Origin of the sequence: Nonomuraea terrae, assembly GCF_004348995.1 — a bacterium.
GTDB lineage: Bacteria > Actinomycetota > Actinomycetes > Streptosporangiales > Streptosporangiaceae > Nonomuraea > Nonomuraea terrae.
Genome location: NZ_SMKQ01000182.1, coordinates 1 through 18,607, shown reverse-complemented (window position 1 = coordinate 18,607; position 18,607 = coordinate 1). Strand labels below are relative to the sequence as shown.

Sequence of the window (18,607 nt, the reverse complement as noted above, 5' to 3'; positions counted from 1 at the left end):
GGGATGGAGGGGACGCGCGCGTCTCGGGGTGGAGCCGGGCAGGGGTCGTTGTGGCGGGGCCCGGTCATGCGGTGTGATGCCCCCGGCCGGGGTCAGGAGGCGGTGCGGGCGGTGGCCTCGGAGAGGGCCTTGGCGAACGACAGGACGTGGGTGACCGCCTCCGGCCCGTCGGCGGCCTCGCTGACCCGCAGCGACAGGTCGTCGGCGGTGATCGCGCCGGTGTAGCCGTGGTCGGCCTCGCAGTTTTCGTCTCCGCAGGTGGCCGGCTCGAGGTCGACGTGGGAGATGGCGCCCCAGCCGATCGTGAGCGTCACCTCCGTGGGAGGGACTCCGGGGACGTACGAGGCGGGGTCGGGCACCACGCGCGTGACGGCCACCGACTGGATGCGGCTCAGGCGTACGGCCTCGGTGGTGGTGGAGGCGTGGGACGCCGAGACGCCCTCCACCGCGGGATGCTCGTCGGTGTGGCAGACCAGCAGCCGCGTCGTCGACAGCACCAGGACGGTGACGTGCCGGCGGACCTCCATCGCGGGATCGAACGTCGCCTCGTGATGGACCACGAACGCGGTCACGGCCTCCTTGCCCAGGGCGGATTCGACCGCGTCGGTGACGAGGTCGGGGTAGTAGCCGCTGCGCTCGATCGCTTCGCGCAGGCCCGCGGCGGAGACTCGGGTTTCCCTCATGGGTCCATCCTGCCAGGGCCGGGCAGTGCACTCACCCGCCCCATATAACGCTCTATAACGTCTTTTACCCGGGCATCACCGGGCACATGGTTCAGCCGATTTCGCCGAGCGCTGATCAGGACAGGCGGCGCGGTCCTCCGTCGCGACGCGGTCCCGCCGGCGTGCGCAGCGTGGCCCTGGCCCCGAGGATCATGACGTCCGACTCCCCCACGAGCACCTGGTCGAGGTCGAGCCTGGCCAGCTCCGGCAGGTCGTTGGCCAGCCGCCCGACGCGTACGAGGAGCTCCTCCAGGGCGCCGACGGCGACGGGCGGGTAGCCGTACTCGCCGAACAGCAGCGGCGCCCCGCGTACGGACCGCACCAGGGCGGCGGCGTCCTCGCCGGTCAGCGGCGCGAGGCGGAAACCCTGGTCGAGCAGGAGCCGCGCGGTCACCTCCCCCAGCCCGAACGACACGACGGGCCCGAACGCGGCGTCATCGACGACCCCCACCACCGTCGGCACGGCCGGCTGCGGCGCCATGCGCTGCACGGCCAGCTCCACGCCCGGCCCGAACTGCTCGGCGAACTCGGTGTAGGCATGGCGTACGGTCTCCGGCCCCGTCAGGCCCAGACGCACGGTGCCGGCCCGGCGCGTGGCCCCGGGGTCGGCCACCTTGATCACGGCGGGCCAGCCGAGGCGCTCGGCCGCGGCGACAGCCTCGTCGGGCGAGTGGACGACCTCGGCCGGCCAGACCGTCAGCCCGTAGCAGGACAGCAGCTGGGCGGCGTCGGTCTCGACCGGCGGCCCGGCCTGGGCGAACCCGCCGGGCGCGACGTCGGCGACCTCCCCCGCCGCGCCGAGCGTCTCGCGCACGAGGGCCTTGGCACGGGGGGTGTCGACGCCGTCGAGCTCGGGCGGCGGCACCGCCGGGTGCGCCCGCCACCTCGCGTACCGCACCACGTGGGCCAGCGCCCGCACGGCCTCTTCGGGAGCGGCGTACGACGGGATGGAGCCGCGCGCGGGCGTCGCGCCCGATCCGACGCGCAGCGCCGGGTGCATGCCCAGATGCCCCTCGAACGTGGCCAGCACCGGTTTGCCGGCGCCTTCGGAGACCCGCAGCAGCTCGGCCGCCACGGCGTCGGAGTCGCCGGGGATCGGCGGCGTGTAGATCGCGACGGCGGCGTCGACGTCGGGAGCGGCCAGCTCCCCGGCCAGGGCGGCGCCGTATTCGGCCGCGCCCGCCGACGGCCCCAGGTTGACCGGCGGGCGGGGCTCCAGCCCGGCCGCCCGGCAGGCGTGTACGGCGAGCAGGCCGAGCGCGTCGGAGTTGGTCACGAGCGCGACCCGCGGCCCGGCGGGCAGCGGCTGGTAGGCCAGCAACTGACCCACGTCGAACAGCTGGATGAGGTCGTCGACCCTGATCAGACCCGCCTGCTCGAACAACGAGCTGATCGCCGAGTCGGGCAGGCCCAGCTCCTCGGCGGAGTGACCGGCCGGGGTGCCGCCGGACTTGACCACCACGATCGGTTTGCTGCGCGCGATGCGCCGGGCCAGCCGGGTGAACTTGCGCGGGTTTCCCAGCGACTCCAGGTAGAGCAGGATGACCTCGGTCGAGGCGTCCTCCTCCCAGTACTGCAGCAGGTCGTTGCCCGAGACGTCGGCCCGGTTGCCCGCGGAGACGAACGACGAGATGCCCATGCCGCGCTGCGCCACCCGCTGCAGCAGCGCGGTGCCGAGGGCGCCCGACTGGCTGAAGAAGCCGACCTCGCCCCGGCCCGGCACGGTGGCGGCGAGCGTGGCGTTGAGCCTGACGGCGGGGTCGGTGTTGGCGATGCCGAGGCAGTTGGGGCCCACGACGCGCAGGCCGTACGAACGGGCGATGCGGGCGAGCTCGTCCTGCCGGGCACGGCCCTCCTCCCCCTTCTCGCCGAACCCGGAGGAGACCACGACCAGGCCGTGCACGCCCTTCTCCGCGCACTCCTTGACCACGTCGATCACGCCTTCGGCGGGCACGGCCACCACGGCCAGGTCGACGTCGTCCTCGATGGCCCCCACACTCGGGTACGCCCGCACGCCCGCCACCGCGCGCACCTCGCGGTGCACCGGGTAGACGGGGCCGGTGAAGTCGGCGGCCAGCAGGTTGCGCAGCACCGTCTGGCCCACGCCGCGGGGCTCGCGCGAGACGCCGACGACGGCGACCGAGCCGGGGGCGAGCAGCCTGGCGATGGACCTGGCCTCGGCCCGGTGCTCGCGCGCCGCCATGACCTCGGCGGAGGTCTCGGTCGGCGTGAGGTCGAGCGTCATGCGGACGACTCCGTCGGCGAACTGGCTCTGCGCGGTGTAGCCGGCCTGGCGCAGCACTCCCATCATGCGCATGTTGGCGGGCAGGACGTCGGCGACGAAGCGCTCGATGCCGCGTTCGCGGGCGGTGGCGGCCAGGTGTTCGAGCAGGACGGAGGCCACTCCCCTGCCCTGGTGGGCGTCCTCGACGAGGAAGGCGACCTCGGCCTCGCCGGGGTCGGTGCGGTCGTAGCGGATGACCGCCACCATCTCGGCGCCGATCGTGGCGATCAGGGCGACCCTGCTGACGTAGTCGACGTTGGTGAACCGCTCGACCTCTTTGTCGGACAGCCGGGGCCGCGGGCCGAAGAACCGGAAATAGATCGACTCGTCGGACAGCCGGGAGTAGAAGGAACGGAGGCGGTCCGCGTCGGCCGGCTTGATCGGCCGTACGTGTGCGGTGCCACCGTCGGCCAGGACGACATCGGCCTCCCAGTGGGCCGGATACTGTGCCTCCACAGTGTCGAGGGTAACCCCCGTCCCACATGCCAAGACCAAAGGTGCGGTTGGGCAACGCTTGTGCATCGACTGACGCCCGGTCTCCGGGGTCCGCCCCACGAGCAGGCCGGAAGCTGTTAGTTTTGCGGTGGCGTCAAGCCGTGGCCAGGCTCGTTCTGAAGGCAGCAAGGTGGTGACATCATGACGCGGGTCGTCGTGGTGGGCGATCTCATGACCGACGCGGTCGCTCGCGCCCGTTATGCGCTTGCCAGGGCGAGCGACACCCCGGCGATCGTGACCATGCACGGCGGCGGCTCAGGGGCGAACATCGCCTCGTGGCTGGCCGTCGAGGGCTCCGAGGTGGCCTTCATCGGCCGCAGGGGCGCCGACATCACGGGCCGTAACCGTGACATGGAGCTGATGGGTTACGGCGTCGACGCCCGACTCGTCATGGATCCTGAGCGCCCGACCGGCACGTGCGTGGTGCTCGTCACCCACAAGGGCGAGCGCACGATGCTCTCCGACCCCGGGGCCAACGCGGCCCTGTCGCCGGAGGACCTGCCGCGTGACCTGTTCACCTCGGGCACCCACCTCCACCTGTCGGGCTACACGCTGATCAACGAGGGCTCGCGCGACGCCGGCCTCGCGGCGCTCGACATGGCCCGGCGCAGCGGGATGTCGATCTCGGTCGACTGCGCCTCGGCCGCGCCGCTGGACCGCACGGGCGCCGAGCCGTTCCTCGAGTGGACCAACGGCGCCAAGCTGCTGTTCGCCAACACCGACCAGGCCAAGGTGCTGACCGGCCGCGACGACGCCGAGGCCGCCGCGAAGGTGCTCACCGCGTGGTTCCCCGAGGTCGTCATCAAGATGAACGCCGAGGGCGCGCTGTGGTACGGCAACGGCCGTCCCGAGCCCGTCCACGTGGCGGCCGACCCGGTCGACAAGATCGTCGACGGCACGGGTGCGGGTGACGCGTTCTGCGCCGGGTTCCTGCCGGAGTGGCTGGACGGCAAGCCCCCCGCCGAGTCGCTGGCCTCGGGCTGCCGGCTGGCGACCAAGGCGATCATCCACCTGGGCGCGCGACCTCCGTTCTAGCCACCTCGCCAGCGCCATGGTGGGAAAGATCCCGAGCCGCGCCTAGGTGAGGAGCCCGACGTCCGGCGTGCGCCCGTCACGTTCCGGCGATCCGTCCTCCATCGGCCCGTACGCGCTTCCTCGGCGAAGGCGGTCAGGGCAGTGTCCACCTGGGGCTCGCGTTGTCGGGCGAGCAGGCCGCCGTCACGCTGCTGCACGCCGGAATGCGCGGATCGACGCTGGTACGGCCGGCCGTGGCGACCGCCACCGCGCCGGCCGCGATCCACTGCGACTTCAATCCGGGCAACGTGCTGCTCGGGCCGCACGGGTGATCGGCTTCGGCGTCGCCCGTGCGCTGCCGGCGACGCGTCGGATCATGAACAGGGATCCGGCCTGACGGGCACGCCGGAGGAGGACCGTTCGACGATGTGAACTGCCGCCCGGCCGTCGTGCGCGCCATCGCCCTGGACGCCGTGCGGGCGGCCGACCGTCCGCCGGTGGATCAGGTGCCCACGTCACTGGTGCCGCCCGTGGTGCCCGGCGAGCACCACCGCGATCCCGGCCGCACGCCGTGCGGCGACGTCTCCGCCGCCCGGCAGGCGCTGGCGAGCTGCGGCCGGACGGCTTCTCGGCCGTCCACCTGCACCGCGAGTTCGCCCGCCAGGGCACGTCCGTGGGCGGAGGTGGGCCGGCGAGGCGGTGCTCGCTGCTGCGGCACCAGGGCGGCCGACCTGCATCTCAGCCCGGTGTGTTCAGCGTGAACGCTAGCTCGTGACGGCCAGGGCCAGGGGCAGCACGGCCGGTGCGCCGGCGTGGCGCACCAAAGCCGCCGCGAGGGTCATCGTCCAGCCCGTGTCGACGCGGTCGTCCACCAGCAGCACCGGCCCGCCGCACTGCGCGATCGCGGCGCTCACGTCCTTCGGCATGGCGAGTGTGCCCCTGATCGCCTGCACCCGCTTCGCGCTGTTGAACTGCTGCCCCGGCGAGCCCGCCCGGTAGCCCAGCTCCCCCAGATACGCCAGCCGACCGACCTGCGCCAGCCGCTCGGCGAAGGTGCGTACGAGCTTGGGCTTCGACGCGGACGGCACGTTGACCACGGCGATGGGACGTTCCCGCCACTCCCACGCGGACAGCACCTTCACCACGGCCGCGAACATGTCGTCGGCCATCGGCCCGTCGTCGCCGGCGAACAGCTCGCGCAGCCGGTTGCCCCAGCCGATGTCGGTCAGCCGCCCCAGCGCCCTGCCGGGCTCGGCGCCCAGCTCGGGCTTGATGCGTCCGCTCAGGTCGGACAGCCCGGTCGGCCACTGTCTGCGGGCCTCGATCTCGACGCCGGGCCGGCTCAGCCGGGCGCGGGCGGTCTCGACGGCCTGCTCGCCGATCTCGGTGGAGCGGTGGCGGCCGGTGCAGTTGTCGCAGCGCCCGCACGGCGTGGCCGTGTCGTCGTCGAGGTGGCGGCGCAGGAACTGCTCGCGGCACTCGGTCGTCGTCAGGTAGGCGAGCATGGCCTCCTGCTCGGCGCGGCGCTCGGCGGCGATGCGGGCGTAGCGCTCGGCGTCGTACGCCCACGGCTCGCCCGTGGCCTCCCAGCCGCCCTTGACCCGGCGTACGGCGCCGTCGACGTCGAGGACCTTGAGCATCATCTCCAGCCGGCTGCGGCTCAGGTCGACGGCGGTCTCCAGGGCCGGGGTGGACAGGATGCCGCCCTCTTCGAGGGCCTGCAGCGTGGAGCGGACGACCGGCTCCGGCGGGAACGCCAGCGAGGCGAAATAGGCCCAGATGTCGCGGTCTTCGGTGCCGGGCAGCAGGATCACCTCGGCCCGCTCGACGCCGCGCCCTGCCCGGCCGACCTGCTGGTAGTAGGCGACGGGCGACTGCGGCGCGCCCACGTGGACGACGAAGCCCAGGTCGGGCTTGTCGAAGCCCATGCCGAGCGCGCTCGTGGCCACCAGCGCCTTGATCCGGTTGCCGAGCAGCGCGTCCTCGGCGGCCTGCCGCTCGGCCGGGTCGGTCTGGCCGGAGTAGGCGGCCACCTCCAGGCCCTGCTCGCGCAGGTAGCCGGCGATCTCGTGGGCAGCGGCGACGGTGAGGGTGTAGACGATGCCGGAGCCGGGCAGCTCGCGCAGCGTCTGGGCCAGCCAGGCCAGGCGCTCCTCGGCCGTGGGCAGGCGGACGACGCTCAGGTGGAGGCTCTCGCGCTCCAGCGGCCCGCGCAGCACGAGCGTGTCGTCGCCGTCGGGACGCAGCTCGGGCGGCAGGCGCAGCTGCTCGGCCACGTCGCGGGTGACGCGCGCGTTGGCGGTCGCCGTGGTGGCGAGAACGGGGATGCCCGGCGGCAGGTCGGCGAACAGCGTCGACAGCCTGCGGTAGTCGGGCCGGAAGTCGTGGCCCCAGTCGGAGATGCAGTGGGCCTCGTCGACGACCACGAGCCCGGCGCTCTCGGCCAGCTCGGGCAGGACGTTGTCGCGGAAGTCGGGGTTGTTGAGCCGCTCGGGGCTGACCAGCAGCACGTCGACCATGCCCTCGGCGACCTGACCGTAGATCTCCTCCCACGCCTCGGGGTTGGCGGAGTTGATCGTGACGGCGGTGATCCCGGCCCGCTCGGCGGCGGCGATCTGGTTGCGCATGAGGGCCAGCAGCGGCGAGACGATGACCGTGGGCCCCTCGCCGAGCTCGCGCAGGAGCGCGGTGGCCACGAAGTAGACGGCCGACTTGCCCCAGCCGGTGCGCTGCACGACGAGGACCCTGCGGCGGCCGAGCACGAGGGCCTCGATGGCGGCCCACTGGTCTTCGCGGAGCACGGCGTGCTCGCCGGCCAGGGCGCGCAACCGCTCTTCGGCCTCTTCCCGCAGCATCGCGGCATCGGGGGCGTCAATCATGCCTCCCTTGTTACCAGCTTCCCCCGACGTTTTGCGCCCATCGGCGCATTCCCGCGGCGGCGACGGGGGCAACGTGTCGCGGGCACCCTCATGCTTCGGCACAATGTTCGACATGGCCCGACGCACGACTGCACCCCCGCCCGAGGACTTCGAGGAGCGGATCGTCGACATCGACGTCTCCTCCGAAATGCGCACGAGCTTTCTCGAGTACGCCTACTCGGTGATCTACCAGCGGGCGTTGCCCGACGCTCGTGACGGCCTCAAGCCGGTGCAGCGGCGCATCCTGTACTCGATGAGCGAGATGGGCCTGCGGCCCGACCGCGGCCACGTCAAGTCCTCGCGCGTCGTCGGCGACGTCATGGGCAAGCTGCACCCCCATGGCGACAGCGCCATCTACGACGCCCTCGTGCGCCTGGCGCAGCCGTTCTCGATGCGGTTGCCGCTGGTCGACGGGCACGGCAACTTCGGCTCCCCCGACGACATGCCCGCCGCGATGCGGTACACCGAGGCCAGGCTGGCCCCGGCGGCGATGCTCATGGTCGAGTCGATCGACGAGGACACCGTCGACTTCAAGCCCAACTACGACGGCCAGGAGACCGAGCCCGCGGTCATGCCGTCGGCGTTCCCCAACCTGCTGGTCAACGGCGCCAGCGGCATCGCGGTCGGCATGGCCACCAATATGGCGCCGCACAACCTCACCGAGGTCGTGGCCGCCGCCCGCCACCTGATCAAGAAGCCCGACGCGACGCTCGACGAGCTGATGAGGTTCGTGCCGGGTCCCGACCTGCCGACGGGCGGCTCGATCATCGGGCTGCAGGGCGTGCGCGACGCGTACGAGACGGGGCGCGGCACGTTCCGCATGCGGGCCACGTGCACGGTCGAGCAGATCACCCCGCGCCGCAAGGGCATCATCGTCACCGAGCTGCCCTACAACGTCGGCCCCGAGCGCGTGGTCACCAAGATCAAGGAGCTGGTGACCAGCAAGAGACTGCAGGGCATCGCCGATCTCAAAGACCTCACCGACCGGCACAAGGGCCTGCGGCTGGTCATCGAGATCAAGAACGGTTTCATCCCCGAGGCGGTCCTCGAGGAGCTCTACCGGCTGACGCCGATGGAGGAGACGTTCGGCATCAACAACGTCGCCCTGGTCGACGGCGAGCCCCGCACGCTGGGGCTGCGCGAGATGCTGCAGGTCTACGTCGACCACCGGCTCGAGGTCGTGCGCCGCCGCTCCGAGTACCGGCGGCGCCGGCGCGAGGAGCGGCTCCACCTGGTCGACGGCCTCATCATCGCGCTGCTCAACATCGACGAGGTCATCCAGGTCATCCGTGCCTCCGACGACTCGGCGCAGGCGCGCACGCGGTTGATGGACGTGTTCGACCTGACCGAGATCCAGGCCTCCTACATCCTCGACACGCCGCTGCGCCGCCTGACCCGCTACGACAAGCTGGAGCTCGACCGCGAGAAGGAGACGCTGAGCGACGAGATCGCGCAGCTCACCGAGATCCTCTCGTCGGAGACGAAGCTGCGTCAGGTCGTCTCGGGCGAGCTGGCCGACGTGGCCAAGAAGTACGGCACGCCACGCCGCACCGTCCTGCTGGAGTCGCCGGGCGTGACCCGCACGCCGGTGGTGTCGCTGCAGGTGGCCGACGACCCGTGCCTGGCGCTGCTGTCCTCGACCGGCCTGCTGGCCCGCACGTCCGACGCCTCGCCGCTGCCCGGCGAGGGCGAGCGCTCGGCGCACGACGTGCTCGTCTCGGTCGTCAAGACGTCCGTACGCGGCGAGGTCGGCGTCGTCACGTCGCTGGGCCGGCTGATCCGGGTGCAGGTCGTCGACCTGCCGACGCTGCCGCCCACGGCCATCCCGCCGTCGTTGTCGGGCGGCCACCCGGTGTCCGAATACGTGCAGCTGGAGCCCGACGAGAAGGTGGTCGGCCTCGGCTCCCTCGACCCCGACGGCCCTGGCCTGGCCCTCGGCACGGCGCAGGGCGTGGTCAAACGGGTGGTCCCCGACTATCCGGCCAACCGCGACGACTTCGAAGTGATCACCCTGAAGGACGGCGACACCGTGGTGGGCGCGGTCGAGCTGGTCTCGGAGTCCCACGACCTGGTCTTCATCTCGTCCAACGCCCAGCTGCTGCGGTTCCCGGCCTCACTCGTACGGCCCCAGGGCCGTCCCGCGGGCGGCATGGCGGGCATCCGCCTCGACGACGGGGCCAGGGCCATCTGGTTCGGCGTGGTCGATCCTGAGAGCCCGGCCCAGGTGGTCACGGTCGCCGGCTCCTCCACGGCGCTGCCCGGCACGCAGGTGGGCGGCGGCAAGGTGTCCGACTACGCCGACTTCCCGGCCAAGGGCCGTGCCACGGGCGGCGTGCGCGCCCAGCGTTTCCTGAAGGGCGAGGACGAGCTGCTGCTGGCCTGGGCGGGCCCGGCGCCCGCGAAGGCGGTCTCGGCGGTCGGCAAGCCGGTGCCGCTGCCGGAGGAGCTCGGGCGGCGCGACGGCTCGGGCGTACGCCTGACGCACACCATCGGCGCGGTCGGCGGGGCGCTGGCCTCGACCCCTGAGGCGCTGCCCGGGGGCGCGCAGGAGTCCGCGGATCCTGGAGGCGGCTGAGTCGTGCCGGGGCCGGTCCCCGTGCCATCGCGGGGGCCGGCCCCGTCCCGACCCGGTGACCGGTCCGGGGAGCAGTCCCCATGACCCGGACCGGGAGAACCGAGGCGGGAGTCCTTCAGCCGGTCAAACCCGGCAGAGGCAGAAGGTATGCCCGGCCGGGTCGAGGAACACCCGGAAGCTGTCGTCCTCGCTCGGCTGGTGCTCGTGCTTGCGGGCCCCGATCTTCAGGGCCCGCGCCTCGGCCTCGTCCATGTCGTCGGCCTTCAGGTCGAGGTGGATCTGCTGGGGGCGTTCCGGCGCCGGCCACGTCGGTGCCCGGTGGTCGGGGGCGAGCTGGAAGGCCAGCCGCCTGGGCGGCCCTCCGTCGCTGACGACGACCCAGTCGTCCTCGGCCGAGGTGATCGGCCAGCCGAGGAGCTGGGAGTAGAACTCCGCCAATCCCCTGGGATCTGGACAATCCAGCACGACGCTCCGGAACTCGGCGGTGCCGCCCATCGAAGTCGACCTTTCTCAGAGACAATGGGTGTCATGGCTGTCAATTCGTCCATGGTGCCGATCGGCACCCCGGCGCCCGCCTTCGACCTGACCGCGATCGACGGCGGGAGCTTGTCACTCGACGACCTCAAGGACTCACCCGCCACTCTCGTGGTCTTCCTGTCCAACCACTGCCCGTACGTACGGCACATCGAAGCAGGCCTCGGCGCGCTGGCCGAGGACTACGGCGCCAGGCTGTCGATCGTCGCCATCTGCAGCAACGACAGCGTCCACTACCCCGACGACGACCCCACACACCTCGCGGAACAGGCCGCGCGGGCCGGGTTCACGTTCCCCTACCTGCTCGACGACACCCAGGAGGTCGCCAAGGCGTACAAGGCCGCCTGCACGCCCGATTTCTTCCTCTACGACGCCGACCTGCGGCTCGCCTACCGAGGTGAGTTCGACCGGGCGCGGCCGGGCAACGACGTGCCCGTGACCGGCGCCTCGCTGCGGGCGGCGATCGACGCGCTCCTGCAGGGCCGGCCGGTGCCGGAGGAGCAGCGGCCGTCGCTCGGCTGCGGCATCAAGTGGAAGCCGGGCAACGAGCCCGGCTGACCTCAGGTGGCGGCGGTGATGGCGTGCGGCAGCGCGAGCAGCAGCTCGTGCGGCTCGCCGCCCTCCCAGTGCCGGATCAGCTTGGTGCCCGCCTCGCCGGGGTCGAAGCCCTCGCGGCCGAGCGGGCCGAAGCAGCCCGCCTCCTCCAGCATGAGGATGAGCGGGTCGTCCTCGGGGAGGTCGGCCGCGTAGGCGGCGGTGTCGAGGAGGGCCAAGGCGCACCTGGCGTTAAGGCCGTTGTCGTCGGCCTCCACGCGGTCGAGGCGGCGCCAGGCTTGAGCACGGAGATACGCGGCGAGCGATTCAGACCTACTCATGACAACCTTCTTCGATCACGTACAAACGGCTACGACATCATCACGCATAGTGAGGGACCATCGTGGCACGTTTACCAAGTCCAGCCCGTATCCCGCCAGTCGCCACCCCGGCGGGCGGCTGCTCTGCGACATGAGGGATTATTTGCGACATGAGTGCGTTCGACGACCTGTATGAGGCCAACGAGAAGTTCGCCGCGTCGTTCGGCAGCTCGGGACTCACCGGGCGCGCTGCCCGCGGGCTGGCCGTCGTGACCTGCATGGACTCCCGCATCGACCCGCTCGGGCTGCTCGGCCTGCGGCCGGGCGACGCCAAGATCCTGCGCAACGCCGGCGCCCGCGTGACCGACGACGTGCTCCGTACGCTGGTGCTGGCCGTCTACGTGCTCGGCGTCGAACGGGTGCTCCTCATGCCGCACACCGACTGCGGCATGGCGAAGGTGAGCGACGCCGACGTCCACGGGCTGGCCGCCGCGCGCGGAGTCGACACGCGCAGCCTCGACTTCCACACGATCCTGGACCAGGACGACGCCCTCCGCCACGACCTCACCCGGATCAGGACGACGCCGTTCCTGCCGCAGGGCATGCCGGTGGCGGGGGCCATCTACGACGTCCGCACGGGACGCCTGCAGCCGTCGCCGCACTGACGGCTCACATCTCCAGCCCGGCCGGCTCCATGAGCGGCCGCACTTCGACGCGGCCCCGGAGCAGGCCGGCCAGCTCCACCGCGCGGTCCCGGCTCTCGCAGTCGACGAGGTACTGCCGGGCGACGTGCTCGGCGTCCGGCGGGTACGGGCCCTCGGTGACGGTCGCCACGCCGTCGCGGAGCCGTACGACGATGGCGAGGGACGGATCGGCGAGTTCGTGCCCGCCGATCAGCTCGCCCGCCCGCCCCGCCATGGCCAGGAACTCCTCATGGCCCGTTCCCGCGCCCGGGTAGAGGCTCAGCAGGAACTTCACCGCCGCTCAGCCGGCGAAGACCACCGGCCGCACCTCGATGCCGAGGCCCGGCACGGACGCGTCGGGGATGAGCGCGGCCAGCTCCAGAGCGCGCTCCCTGCTGTCGCACTCGACCAGGTAGTAACCGCCGAGGTACTCCTTCGCCTCCAGGTACGGCCCGTCGGTCACCGCCGGCATGCCGCGCCGGACGCGAACCACGGCGCTCTGCGACGGGTCGGCCAGCGCGGTCGTACCGAGCATCTCGCCCGACTTCTTGATCGTCTCCATGAACGCGCCGTGGCCGTTCATCACCTCCTCGCGCTGCTCCTGGCTGAGCGCGTCCCAGACCTGCGGGTTCATGTGCATGATCAACAGGAACTTCATGTCTGTCTCCTTCGGGTCTCGTGTGACAGGGGGTCGGAGCCGCCCCGGCATTCTCGACGTCTTCTCGGATCAGACGGCAAGAATTCTCCGGCCGCTCCGACCACCTGGCGTAAGCACCGTGACCTGGGCATGCCGCCCAGCGACTCTCCGGAGGATACGCATGAACGTCCCGCGCATCGGCGTCAGCCTGCCGCACTTCGGCCCGTACACAGGGCCCGACGCCGTCGTCACCGTGGCCACGGCGGCCGAACGGCTCGGCTTCCACGCCGTGTCGACCTCCGACCGGCTCCTCATCCCCGCCACACCGGGCTGGGACAACGACGCGGGGCTGCCCGAGTCCCACGTCTGGGGCTCGCTGGAGATCCTCTCCTGGGCTGCCGCGCACACCCGCCGGGTCCGCATCACCACGGGCATCCTGAACTCGATCTTCGAGTCCCCCGTCGTCCTGGCCCGCCGGCTGGCCACGCTGGACCGGCTGTCGGAGGGGCGGCTGGAGGTCGGCATCGGGCAGGGCGGCGGCACGCGGCTGGCGCCGTACTACATCCCGGAGGAGTTCGAGGCGGCTGGGGTGCCCGCCGGGCGCCGGGGCGCCGGGTTCGTGGAGCACACGGCCGCGCTGCGGGCCTGCTGGGGGCCGGATCCGGTGGAGTTCCGCGGGGAGCACTACCGCATTCCGCTCGCCATGATCGGGCCCAAGCCGTACGGAGCGCGCATCCCCCTCTACATCGGCGCGATCACCCGCCGCACGATCGAGCGCGCGGCCGTCATCGGGGACGGCTTCATCACCACCGCCGTCGACTGGGACGACACGCGGGAGCAGGTGCGCTGGTACCGGGAGGCCGGCGGCACCGGCACCGTCATCGTGAACACGATCCCGGCCGGCCCCGGCGACCACGTCACCCCTGCCGCCTTCACGGAGACCGTGCTGAACGACCTCCACCGCGCCGCCGCCATCGGGGCCGACGAGCTGCACCTCACCCTCAACCTGGTCCCCGTCGACCCGGACGACCAGGTCGGCCTCCTGGAGTCCCTCTCCGCCAAGATCGGCCTCTAAGCTCGTCATCGACGAGCGGAGGGAACGGCATGGCCATGGTGAAGGGCGTCGACGCCCGCGGTACGGAGCACTGCGAGACAACGGCCTTAGGGGTGCTGCTGCGCCATGAGGGCCTCGATCTGTCCGAGCCGATGTTGTTCGGCCTCGGCTCAGGCCTGTCCTTCATCTACTGGGACAGCAAGCGCATGACCTTCCCGTTCGTCGGTGGCCGGGTCAAGCCTTTCGAGCTCACCAGGAACCTGGCCACGAGACTGGGCGTGACGTTACAGGTCGAGGAGACCACCTCCGCGCGCAAGGCGTGGCAGAACGTGGTCGCCGCCATCGACGCGGGGCGCCCGGTCGGCCTGCAACTCGACTGCCACCACCTGGAGTACTTCACCACCAAGGTTCACTTCGGCGGGCACGTCGTGGCCATGTACGGCTACGACGACCAGCGCGCCTACCTGGTGGACACCGCCCAGCAGGGAGGCGCGGTGTCCACCAGCCTGACGAGTCTGGCCTTGGCCAGGGCCGAACGTGGGCCGATGACGGCCAGGAACCGGTCCTTCACCATCACGGCGCCCGAACCTCCGTCCGTGTCCCGGGACACGATCCTCACGGCGGTCAAGGCCTGCGCCGACGCGTTCCTCGCCCCTCCCATCGCGAACCTGGGCCGCAGAGGCATCGAGACGGCCGCCGAGCGGGTACGCACGTGGCTGACCCGCACCGACCGGCCGCACGAAGAGCTGCCCCAGGCCGCCCTGCTCATGGAGAAGGGCGGCACCGGCGGCGCCCTGTTCCGCAACCTCTACCGGGACTTCCTCGGCGAGTGCGCCGAACTGATCGACGACAGCGGCCTGCGCGCCGGCCAGGAGTTGTACGCCGAGGCCGCCACCCTGTGGACGGAGGTGGCCGCCTTGATCACCCGAGCCGGCGAGACCACCGAGACCACCTATCTCGACCAGGCCAGTGGCCTGCTCCACGACCTCGCCCGCAGGGAAACCGAGGCCATGCAGACCCTGAGCACCTGCGGCGCATGACCGCTCGCTTTCGCTGTCCGAGACCGGCACGCCACAGTTTCGGCCGGGCACCGTGTCGTGCGATGTCCGTGGTCCGGCGGCTCGTACCGGTCGATGTGATCGCCGAACCGGTCGAGCATGAAGCGCTGTGAGGCGATGCCGTGGTCGAGCGTCGCGCGCCGATGGGCGGCGAGGTCACGGTGCTTCTCGGGGATGTCCAGCGCATCGAGGTGCTCGTCGAGGGCCGGGAGCGCGGTGAGGCCGGTCCCGATGCGCGCCACTGTGCGGTGAAGCACCGGTAGGCGTTCGGCCGGTGCCGGCAGACCGAGGAAGGAGAGCCTGGACAGCGCCGCGGTCTCCAGATCGGGCCCGGCCGGCTCGCCTGTCATCCACGCACGGAACTCCGCACGGCCGGCGTCGGTCACGCGGTACACCTTCCGCCCCCGGTCTCCGGCTTCGACGCCGGCGACCTCGATGAACTCCCGCGCGAGCAGGGTGTCCAGCGCGCGTTCGATGCTGCAGGAGCCGGCGCTGGAGAAGAGCGCGACGCCGGTCTCGAAGGCTTCGATGAGGTCGTAGAAGCTCCTCGAGTTCCTGCTCATCCAGACCCCGTACGATGAGGCGGAGCGGTCGACCGCGGACGGCCAGGCGACGCGCCGCCCAGCACCGCACGCCCGCGACCAATCGGCCAGATCGCCGTCGGCGCAGTCGACCTTCTTCAGAAGGGGATTGGCCGGTTACGTGGATCGCCGGTGGCATGGTCGAAGCGGCTGATGCGCACCCACAGACGGGGCGATCTGGCCGAGTGCGTTCACCTCGGCGCGGATACTGGTGGCCAGACCCTCCAGCATCGTGCATCCGAGCCCTCGAGGCGCCCACCGTCATGGCCGCGCCATGAGACGTGTGCCATGAGACGTGCACTCACGTATGCGATGCGCCGATGCGCAGCCCGCGACGTGCCGCCCGCTCGGCCCGCTACGCGCCGATCACGCAGCCAGTGGCGTGCCGCCCGCGCAGCCCGCCATGCGGCATTCCCGCAGATCGTCAGGCGTCGATGGCGTCGCGGTCGACCTCGGCCGCGCTGTTGACGATGAACTCCCGTCGAGGCGCCACCTCGCTGCCCATCAGCAGGCTGAAGATCTGCTCGGCGCCTTCGGCGTCCTCGATCCGCACCCGTCGCAGGATGCGGTGGCGCGGGTCCATCGTCGTCTCGGCCAGCTGGTCGGCGTCCATCTCGCCCAGGCCCTTGTAACGCTGCACCGGGTCCTTCCAGCGCTTGCCCCGCCGCTCCAGGTCGCGCAGCACCTTCTGCAGCTCGGCGTCGGAGTAGCAGTAGATGTACTTCTCCTTCCCCCGGCCCGGGTTGGTCAGCTCGATCCGGTGCAGCGGCGGCACGGCGGCGAACACCCGCCCGGCCTCCACCATGGGCCGCATGTAGCGGTGGAAGAGGGTCAGCAGCAGGCAGCGGATGTGGGCGCCGTCGACGTCGGCGTCGGCCATGAGGATGACCTTGCCGTATCGGGCCGCCTCGATGTCGAACGAGCGCCCCGAACCGGCCCCCACCACCTGGATGATGGCCGCGCACTCGGCGTTCTTGAGCATGTCGCTCACGGACGCCTTCTGGACGTTGAGGATCTTGCCGCGAATCGGCAGCAGCGCCTGGAACTCCGAGTCGCGCGCCAGCTTGGCCGTGCCGAGGGCCGAGTCACCCTCGACGATGAACAACTCGCTGCGATCGACGTCGTCGCTACGGCAGTCGACCAGCTTCGCCGGGAGCGCGGAGTTTTCCAGGGCGCTCTTGCGCCGCTGGTTGTCGCGGTGTTCGCGGGCCGCGATGCGGGCCTTCGCAGCGGCGACGATCTTCTCCAGCACGGACCGCAGCGGCTGCTTGTAGCCGCGCGGCGGGTTGGTGAAGATCTCCTTGAGCTCGCGGGAGACCACGTGGGAGACGATGCGGGTGGCCGCGGACGTGCCGAGCACTTCCTTGGTCTGGCCCTCGAACTGCGGCTCCGGCACCCTCACCGTCACGACCCCGGTCAGGCCCTCGGAGATGTCGTCCTTGGTGACGGGGTCGTCGCCGTTCTTCAGCAGGCGGGTCTCGCGCAGCACCTCGTTGATGGTGCGCACCAGGCCGCGCTCGAAACCGGTGAGGTGGGTGCCGCCCTTGGGGGTGGCGATGACGTTGACGAACGACCGCACGGTCGACTCGTAACCCTTGCCCCAGCGGATCGCCACGTCGACGCTCAGCTCGCGCTGCACCTCGGTGGAGGTCATGTGGCCCTGGTCGTCGAGGACCGGCACGGTCTCGTGGAAGTGGCCGACGCCCTGCAGGCGCAGCACCTCGCACAGCGGCTCGTCGCGGGCCAGGAACTCGGTGAACTCGGAGATGCCGCCCTCGAAGCGGAACACCTCTTCGGTGCGCTCCTCGTGCCGGCTGTCGTAGACCACCAGAGTCAGGCCGGGCACCAGGAACGCGGTCTGCCGCAGGCGCACGTGGATCTCGTCGAGGGAGACCTCGGCGTCGGGGAGGAAGATCTGTTTGTCGGCCCAGAAGCGGACGCGGGTGCCGGTGACGTTGCCGGGGAGCTCGGCGCCGAGCCGCAGGCCCGACTTCTTCTTGAACTTGGCCGTCGGCTCCTCGCCGTCGAACACGCCGGCCACGCCGCGCCGGAAGCTGATCTCGTGAACGCGCCCGTCACGGTCGACCTGAACGTCGAGCCGCGAGGACAGGGCGTTGACCACGGAGGCGCCCACGCCGTGGAGACCACCGGAGGCGCCGTAGGAGCCGCCGCCGAACTTCCCGCCGGCGTGCAGCTTGGTATAGACGAGCTCGACGCCGGCCAGGCCGGTTTTGGGCTCGATGTCGACCGGGATGCCCCGGCCGTTGTCGCGGACCTCGATGGAGCCGTCGGCGTGGAGCTCGACCTCGATGCGGTCGCAGTAGCCCGCCAGCGCCTCGTCGACGCCGTTGTCCACGATCTCCCAGAGGCAATGCATGAGCCCGCGGCTGTCGGTGGACCCGATGTACATCCCCGGGCGCTTGCGGACGGCCTCGAGCCCCTCAAGCACCGAGAGGTGACGAGCCGTGTAACCCGCCTCCACTAGCGTCACTCCAGCTCCCCTGGTGTCAAGCATCGAACACGTCATCGAACACGTGTGCGTAGCTTACCGTTCTTCCCGTACGCGCGCGTACAAGCTTGCCATGGGCGCCCGTTTGCCGTTACCAACCGGCTGATCATCATTACTTTCGGACACATTCTGCTCTGGGCGTAGAGAGGGGGAGGTTGGGAACGTCCACGTCCGGTTAGATGTTGTCTCAAGTGACTGACGCCAGATCCTCGCTTCGGCGGGGGTGACCCGAAAGGCGATACGTGACTGGAGCTCTCGCCCCCGTTAAGCCGCTGACGGCCCTCGACCGCTGCGACCGCTGCGGCGCCCAGGCCTACATTCGCGCGACCCTGCCTGTGGGTGGGGAGTTGCTGTTCTGCGCCCATCACGGGCGTCAGCACATCGCGGCGCTGCGCGAAAAGGGTGCCGACATCCTGGACGAGTCGGCTCGACTCAGCGAAACCCGATCACCCGCCCCCAACGACGAGCGCTGACCTCAGCGCTGGTCGTGTGAGATAACCACATATCGCGTAACCAAGACGGCGACCCCGGCCACCGGGGCCGTCGTTTTGCGTTCCCAGCGTTTCCTCGGCCTCCACCGTGACACATCCACAACAGCGGTCGTACATCCCCAGCCCAATCCGCGGCCACCCATGTGGCCGCCGGCCATCCACCGCCCGGCCGCGGGCCCGGCACGGCCCCGGCTCAGG

Annotated in this window: 18 protein-coding genes; 9 read left to right on the top strand and 9 right to left on the bottom strand. The window is 71.2% G+C overall.

Annotated elements, in window-relative coordinates; translation table 11 throughout:
* Positions 1 to 92: 92 nt before the first annotated feature.
* Together E1286_RS36745 and E1286_RS36740 are read right to left on the bottom strand one after the other, a co-directional pair.
* Positions 93 to 683, bottom strand: a complete 591-nt coding sequence (locus E1286_RS36745) for a DUF5998 family protein (protein ID WP_132620131.1) — start codon at positions 681 to 683, stop codon at positions 93 to 95.
* Between the two features lie 115 nt (positions 684 to 798).
* Positions 799 to 3,462 carry a bifunctional acetate--CoA ligase family protein/GNAT family N-acetyltransferase gene (locus tag E1286_RS36740; RefSeq protein WP_246075486.1) on the bottom strand — a complete coding sequence of 888 codons (2,664 nt, stop codon included), beginning with the start codon at positions 3,460 to 3,462 and terminating at the stop codon, positions 799 to 801.
* A 180-nt stretch (positions 3,463 to 3,642) separates the two neighbouring features.
* Here E1286_RS36740 and E1286_RS36735 point away from each other — a divergent pair, with 180 nt between their 5' ends.
* From E1286_RS36735 to E1286_RS36730, 3 genes are all read left to right on the top strand, one after another.
* A complete protein-coding gene (locus tag E1286_RS36735) occupies positions 3,643 to 4,536 on the top strand; it encodes a carbohydrate kinase family protein (RefSeq protein WP_132620127.1) in 894 nt (297 codons plus the stop codon).
* A gap of 161 nt (positions 4,537 to 4,697) precedes the next feature.
* The gene (locus E1286_RS48390) at positions 4,698 to 4,847 is read left to right on the top strand and encodes a hypothetical protein (protein WP_165970078.1); all 150 of its coding nucleotides are present in this window, start codon (positions 4,698 to 4,700) and stop codon (positions 4,845 to 4,847) included.
* Positions 4,848 to 4,943: 96 nt separating this feature from the next.
* Positions 4,944 to 5,276, top strand: coding sequence for a hypothetical protein (locus E1286_RS36730; RefSeq protein ID WP_132620125.1), 333 nt, complete (start codon positions 4,944 to 4,946; stop codon positions 5,274 to 5,276).
* A gap of 3 nt (positions 5,277 to 5,279) precedes the next feature.
* Here E1286_RS36730 and E1286_RS36725 read toward each other — a convergent pair whose 3' ends face one another.
* Positions 5,280 to 7,394 (bottom strand): RecQ family ATP-dependent DNA helicase, encoded by a 2,115-nt coding sequence (locus E1286_RS36725; protein WP_246075485.1) that lies wholly within the window; start codon positions 7,392 to 7,394, stop codon positions 5,280 to 5,282.
* 112 nt (positions 7,395 to 7,506) lie between these two features.
* On the opposite strand from E1286_RS36725, the gene E1286_RS36720 reads away from it, so the two are divergent.
* Entirely contained in the window at positions 7,507 to 10,008 is a 2,502-nt protein-coding gene (locus E1286_RS36720) for a DNA gyrase/topoisomerase IV subunit A (RefSeq protein ID WP_132620123.1), read from the top strand.
* A gap of 123 nt (positions 10,009 to 10,131) precedes the next feature.
* Here E1286_RS36720 and E1286_RS36715 read toward each other — a convergent pair whose 3' ends face one another.
* On the bottom strand, positions 10,132 to 10,503 hold the full coding sequence (locus tag E1286_RS36715; RefSeq protein WP_132620121.1) for a VOC family protein: 372 nt from the start codon (positions 10,501 to 10,503) through the stop codon (positions 10,132 to 10,134).
* 33 nt (positions 10,504 to 10,536) lie between these two features.
* Here E1286_RS36715 and E1286_RS36710 point away from each other — a divergent pair, with 33 nt between their 5' ends.
* Positions 10,537 to 11,100 carry a thioredoxin family protein gene (locus E1286_RS36710; protein WP_132620119.1) on the top strand — a complete coding sequence of 188 codons (564 nt, stop codon included), beginning with the start codon at positions 10,537 to 10,539 and terminating at the stop codon, positions 11,098 to 11,100.
* A 2-nt stretch (positions 11,101 to 11,102) separates the two neighbouring features.
* Here E1286_RS36710 and E1286_RS36705 read toward each other — a convergent pair whose 3' ends face one another.
* On the bottom strand, positions 11,103 to 11,417 hold the full coding sequence (locus E1286_RS36705) for a hypothetical protein (protein WP_132620117.1): 315 nt from the start codon (positions 11,415 to 11,417) through the stop codon (positions 11,103 to 11,105).
* 149 nt (positions 11,418 to 11,566) lie between these two features.
* Between E1286_RS36705 and E1286_RS36700 the strand changes: the two genes are divergently transcribed.
* Positions 11,567 to 12,061: a beta-class carbonic anhydrase gene (locus E1286_RS36700; RefSeq protein ID WP_132620115.1), complete on the top strand. Its 495-nt coding sequence runs from the start codon at positions 11,567 to 11,569 to the stop codon at positions 12,059 to 12,061.
* A 4-nt stretch (positions 12,062 to 12,065) separates the two neighbouring features.
* Here E1286_RS36700 and E1286_RS36695 read toward each other — a convergent pair whose 3' ends face one another.
* Entirely contained in the window at positions 12,066 to 12,374 is a 309-nt protein-coding gene (locus E1286_RS36695) for a YciI family protein (RefSeq protein ID WP_132620113.1), read from the bottom strand.
* 6 nt (positions 12,375 to 12,380) lie between these two features.
* The gene (locus E1286_RS36690) at positions 12,381 to 12,737 is read right to left on the bottom strand and encodes a YciI family protein (RefSeq protein ID WP_132620111.1); all 357 of its coding nucleotides are present in this window, start codon (positions 12,735 to 12,737) and stop codon (positions 12,381 to 12,383) included.
* A gap of 160 nt (positions 12,738 to 12,897) precedes the next feature.
* Between E1286_RS36690 and E1286_RS36685 the strand changes: the two genes are divergently transcribed.
* Together E1286_RS36685 and E1286_RS36680 are read left to right on the top strand one after the other, a co-directional pair.
* Positions 12,898 to 13,791, top strand: a complete 894-nt coding sequence (locus tag E1286_RS36685; RefSeq protein ID WP_132620109.1) for an LLM class flavin-dependent oxidoreductase — start codon at positions 12,898 to 12,900, stop codon at positions 13,789 to 13,791.
* A gap of 29 nt (positions 13,792 to 13,820) precedes the next feature.
* On the top strand, positions 13,821 to 14,810 hold the full coding sequence (locus E1286_RS36680; RefSeq protein ID WP_132620107.1) for a BtrH N-terminal domain-containing protein: 990 nt from the start codon (positions 13,821 to 13,823) through the stop codon (positions 14,808 to 14,810).
* Here E1286_RS36680 and E1286_RS36675 read toward each other — a convergent pair.
* Both E1286_RS36675 and E1286_RS36670 read right to left on the bottom strand, forming a co-directional pair.
* On the bottom strand, positions 14,723 to 15,391 hold the full coding sequence (locus E1286_RS36675; protein ID WP_132620105.1) for a PadR family transcriptional regulator: 669 nt from the start codon (positions 15,389 to 15,391) through the stop codon (positions 14,723 to 14,725). The two genes, E1286_RS36680 and E1286_RS36675, sit on opposite strands and share 88 nt — an antisense overlap.
* Positions 15,392 to 15,833: 442 nt before the next feature.
* A complete protein-coding gene (locus E1286_RS36670) occupies positions 15,834 to 17,924 on the bottom strand; it encodes a DNA gyrase/topoisomerase IV subunit B (RefSeq protein ID WP_132620103.1) in 2,091 nt (696 codons plus the stop codon).
* A gap of 236 nt (positions 17,925 to 18,160) precedes the next feature.
* Between E1286_RS36670 and E1286_RS50805 the strand changes: the two genes are divergently transcribed.
* On the top strand, positions 18,161 to 18,391 hold the full coding sequence (locus tag E1286_RS50805) for a DUF7455 domain-containing protein (RefSeq protein WP_132620101.1): 231 nt from the start codon (positions 18,161 to 18,163) through the stop codon (positions 18,389 to 18,391).
* Positions 18,392 to 18,607 lie beyond the last annotated feature (216 nt).

What these genes read in the sequence shown, in the direction of transcription:
- E1286_RS36745 (WP_132620131.1), bottom strand. Translation starts at nt 683, where the DNA reads ATGAGGGAAACCCGAGTCTCCGCCGCGGGCCTGCGCGAAGCGATCGAG.
- E1286_RS36705 (WP_132620117.1), bottom strand. Translation starts at nt 11,417, where the DNA reads ATGAGTAGGTCTGAATCGCTCGCCGCGTATCTCCGTGCTCAAGCCTGG.
- E1286_RS36710 (WP_132620119.1), top strand. Translation starts at nt 10,537, where the DNA reads ATGGCTGTCAATTCGTCCATGGTGCCGATCGGCACCCCGGCGCCCGCC.
- E1286_RS36680 (WP_132620107.1), top strand. Translation starts at nt 13,821, where the DNA reads ATGGCCATGGTGAAGGGCGTCGACGCCCGCGGTACGGAGCACTGCGAG.
- E1286_RS36720 (WP_132620123.1), top strand. Translation starts at nt 7,507, where the DNA reads ATGGCCCGACGCACGACTGCACCCCCGCCCGAGGACTTCGAGGAGCGG.
- E1286_RS36735 (WP_132620127.1), top strand. Translation starts at nt 3,643, where the DNA reads ATGACGCGGGTCGTCGTGGTGGGCGATCTCATGACCGACGCGGTCGCT.
- E1286_RS36700 (WP_132620115.1), top strand. Translation starts at nt 11,567, where the DNA reads ATGAGTGCGTTCGACGACCTGTATGAGGCCAACGAGAAGTTCGCCGCG.
- E1286_RS36690 (WP_132620111.1), bottom strand. Translation starts at nt 12,737, where the DNA reads ATGAAGTTCCTGTTGATCATGCACATGAACCCGCAGGTCTGGGACGCG.
- E1286_RS36670 (WP_132620103.1), bottom strand. Translation starts at nt 17,924, where the DNA reads ATGCTTGACACCAGGGGAGCTGGAGTGACGCTAGTGGAGGCGGGTTAC.
- E1286_RS36675 (WP_132620105.1), bottom strand. Translation starts at nt 15,391, where the DNA reads ATGAGCAGGAACTCGAGGAGCTTCTACGACCTCATCGAAGCCTTCGAG.
- E1286_RS36715 (WP_132620121.1), bottom strand. Translation starts at nt 10,503, where the DNA reads ATGGGCGGCACCGCCGAGTTCCGGAGCGTCGTGCTGGATTGTCCAGAT.
- E1286_RS36725 (WP_246075485.1), bottom strand. Translation starts at nt 7,394, where the DNA reads ATGATTGACGCCCCCGATGCCGCGATGCTGCGGGAAGAGGCCGAAGAG.
- E1286_RS36685 (WP_132620109.1), top strand. Translation starts at nt 12,898, where the DNA reads ATGAACGTCCCGCGCATCGGCGTCAGCCTGCCGCACTTCGGCCCGTAC.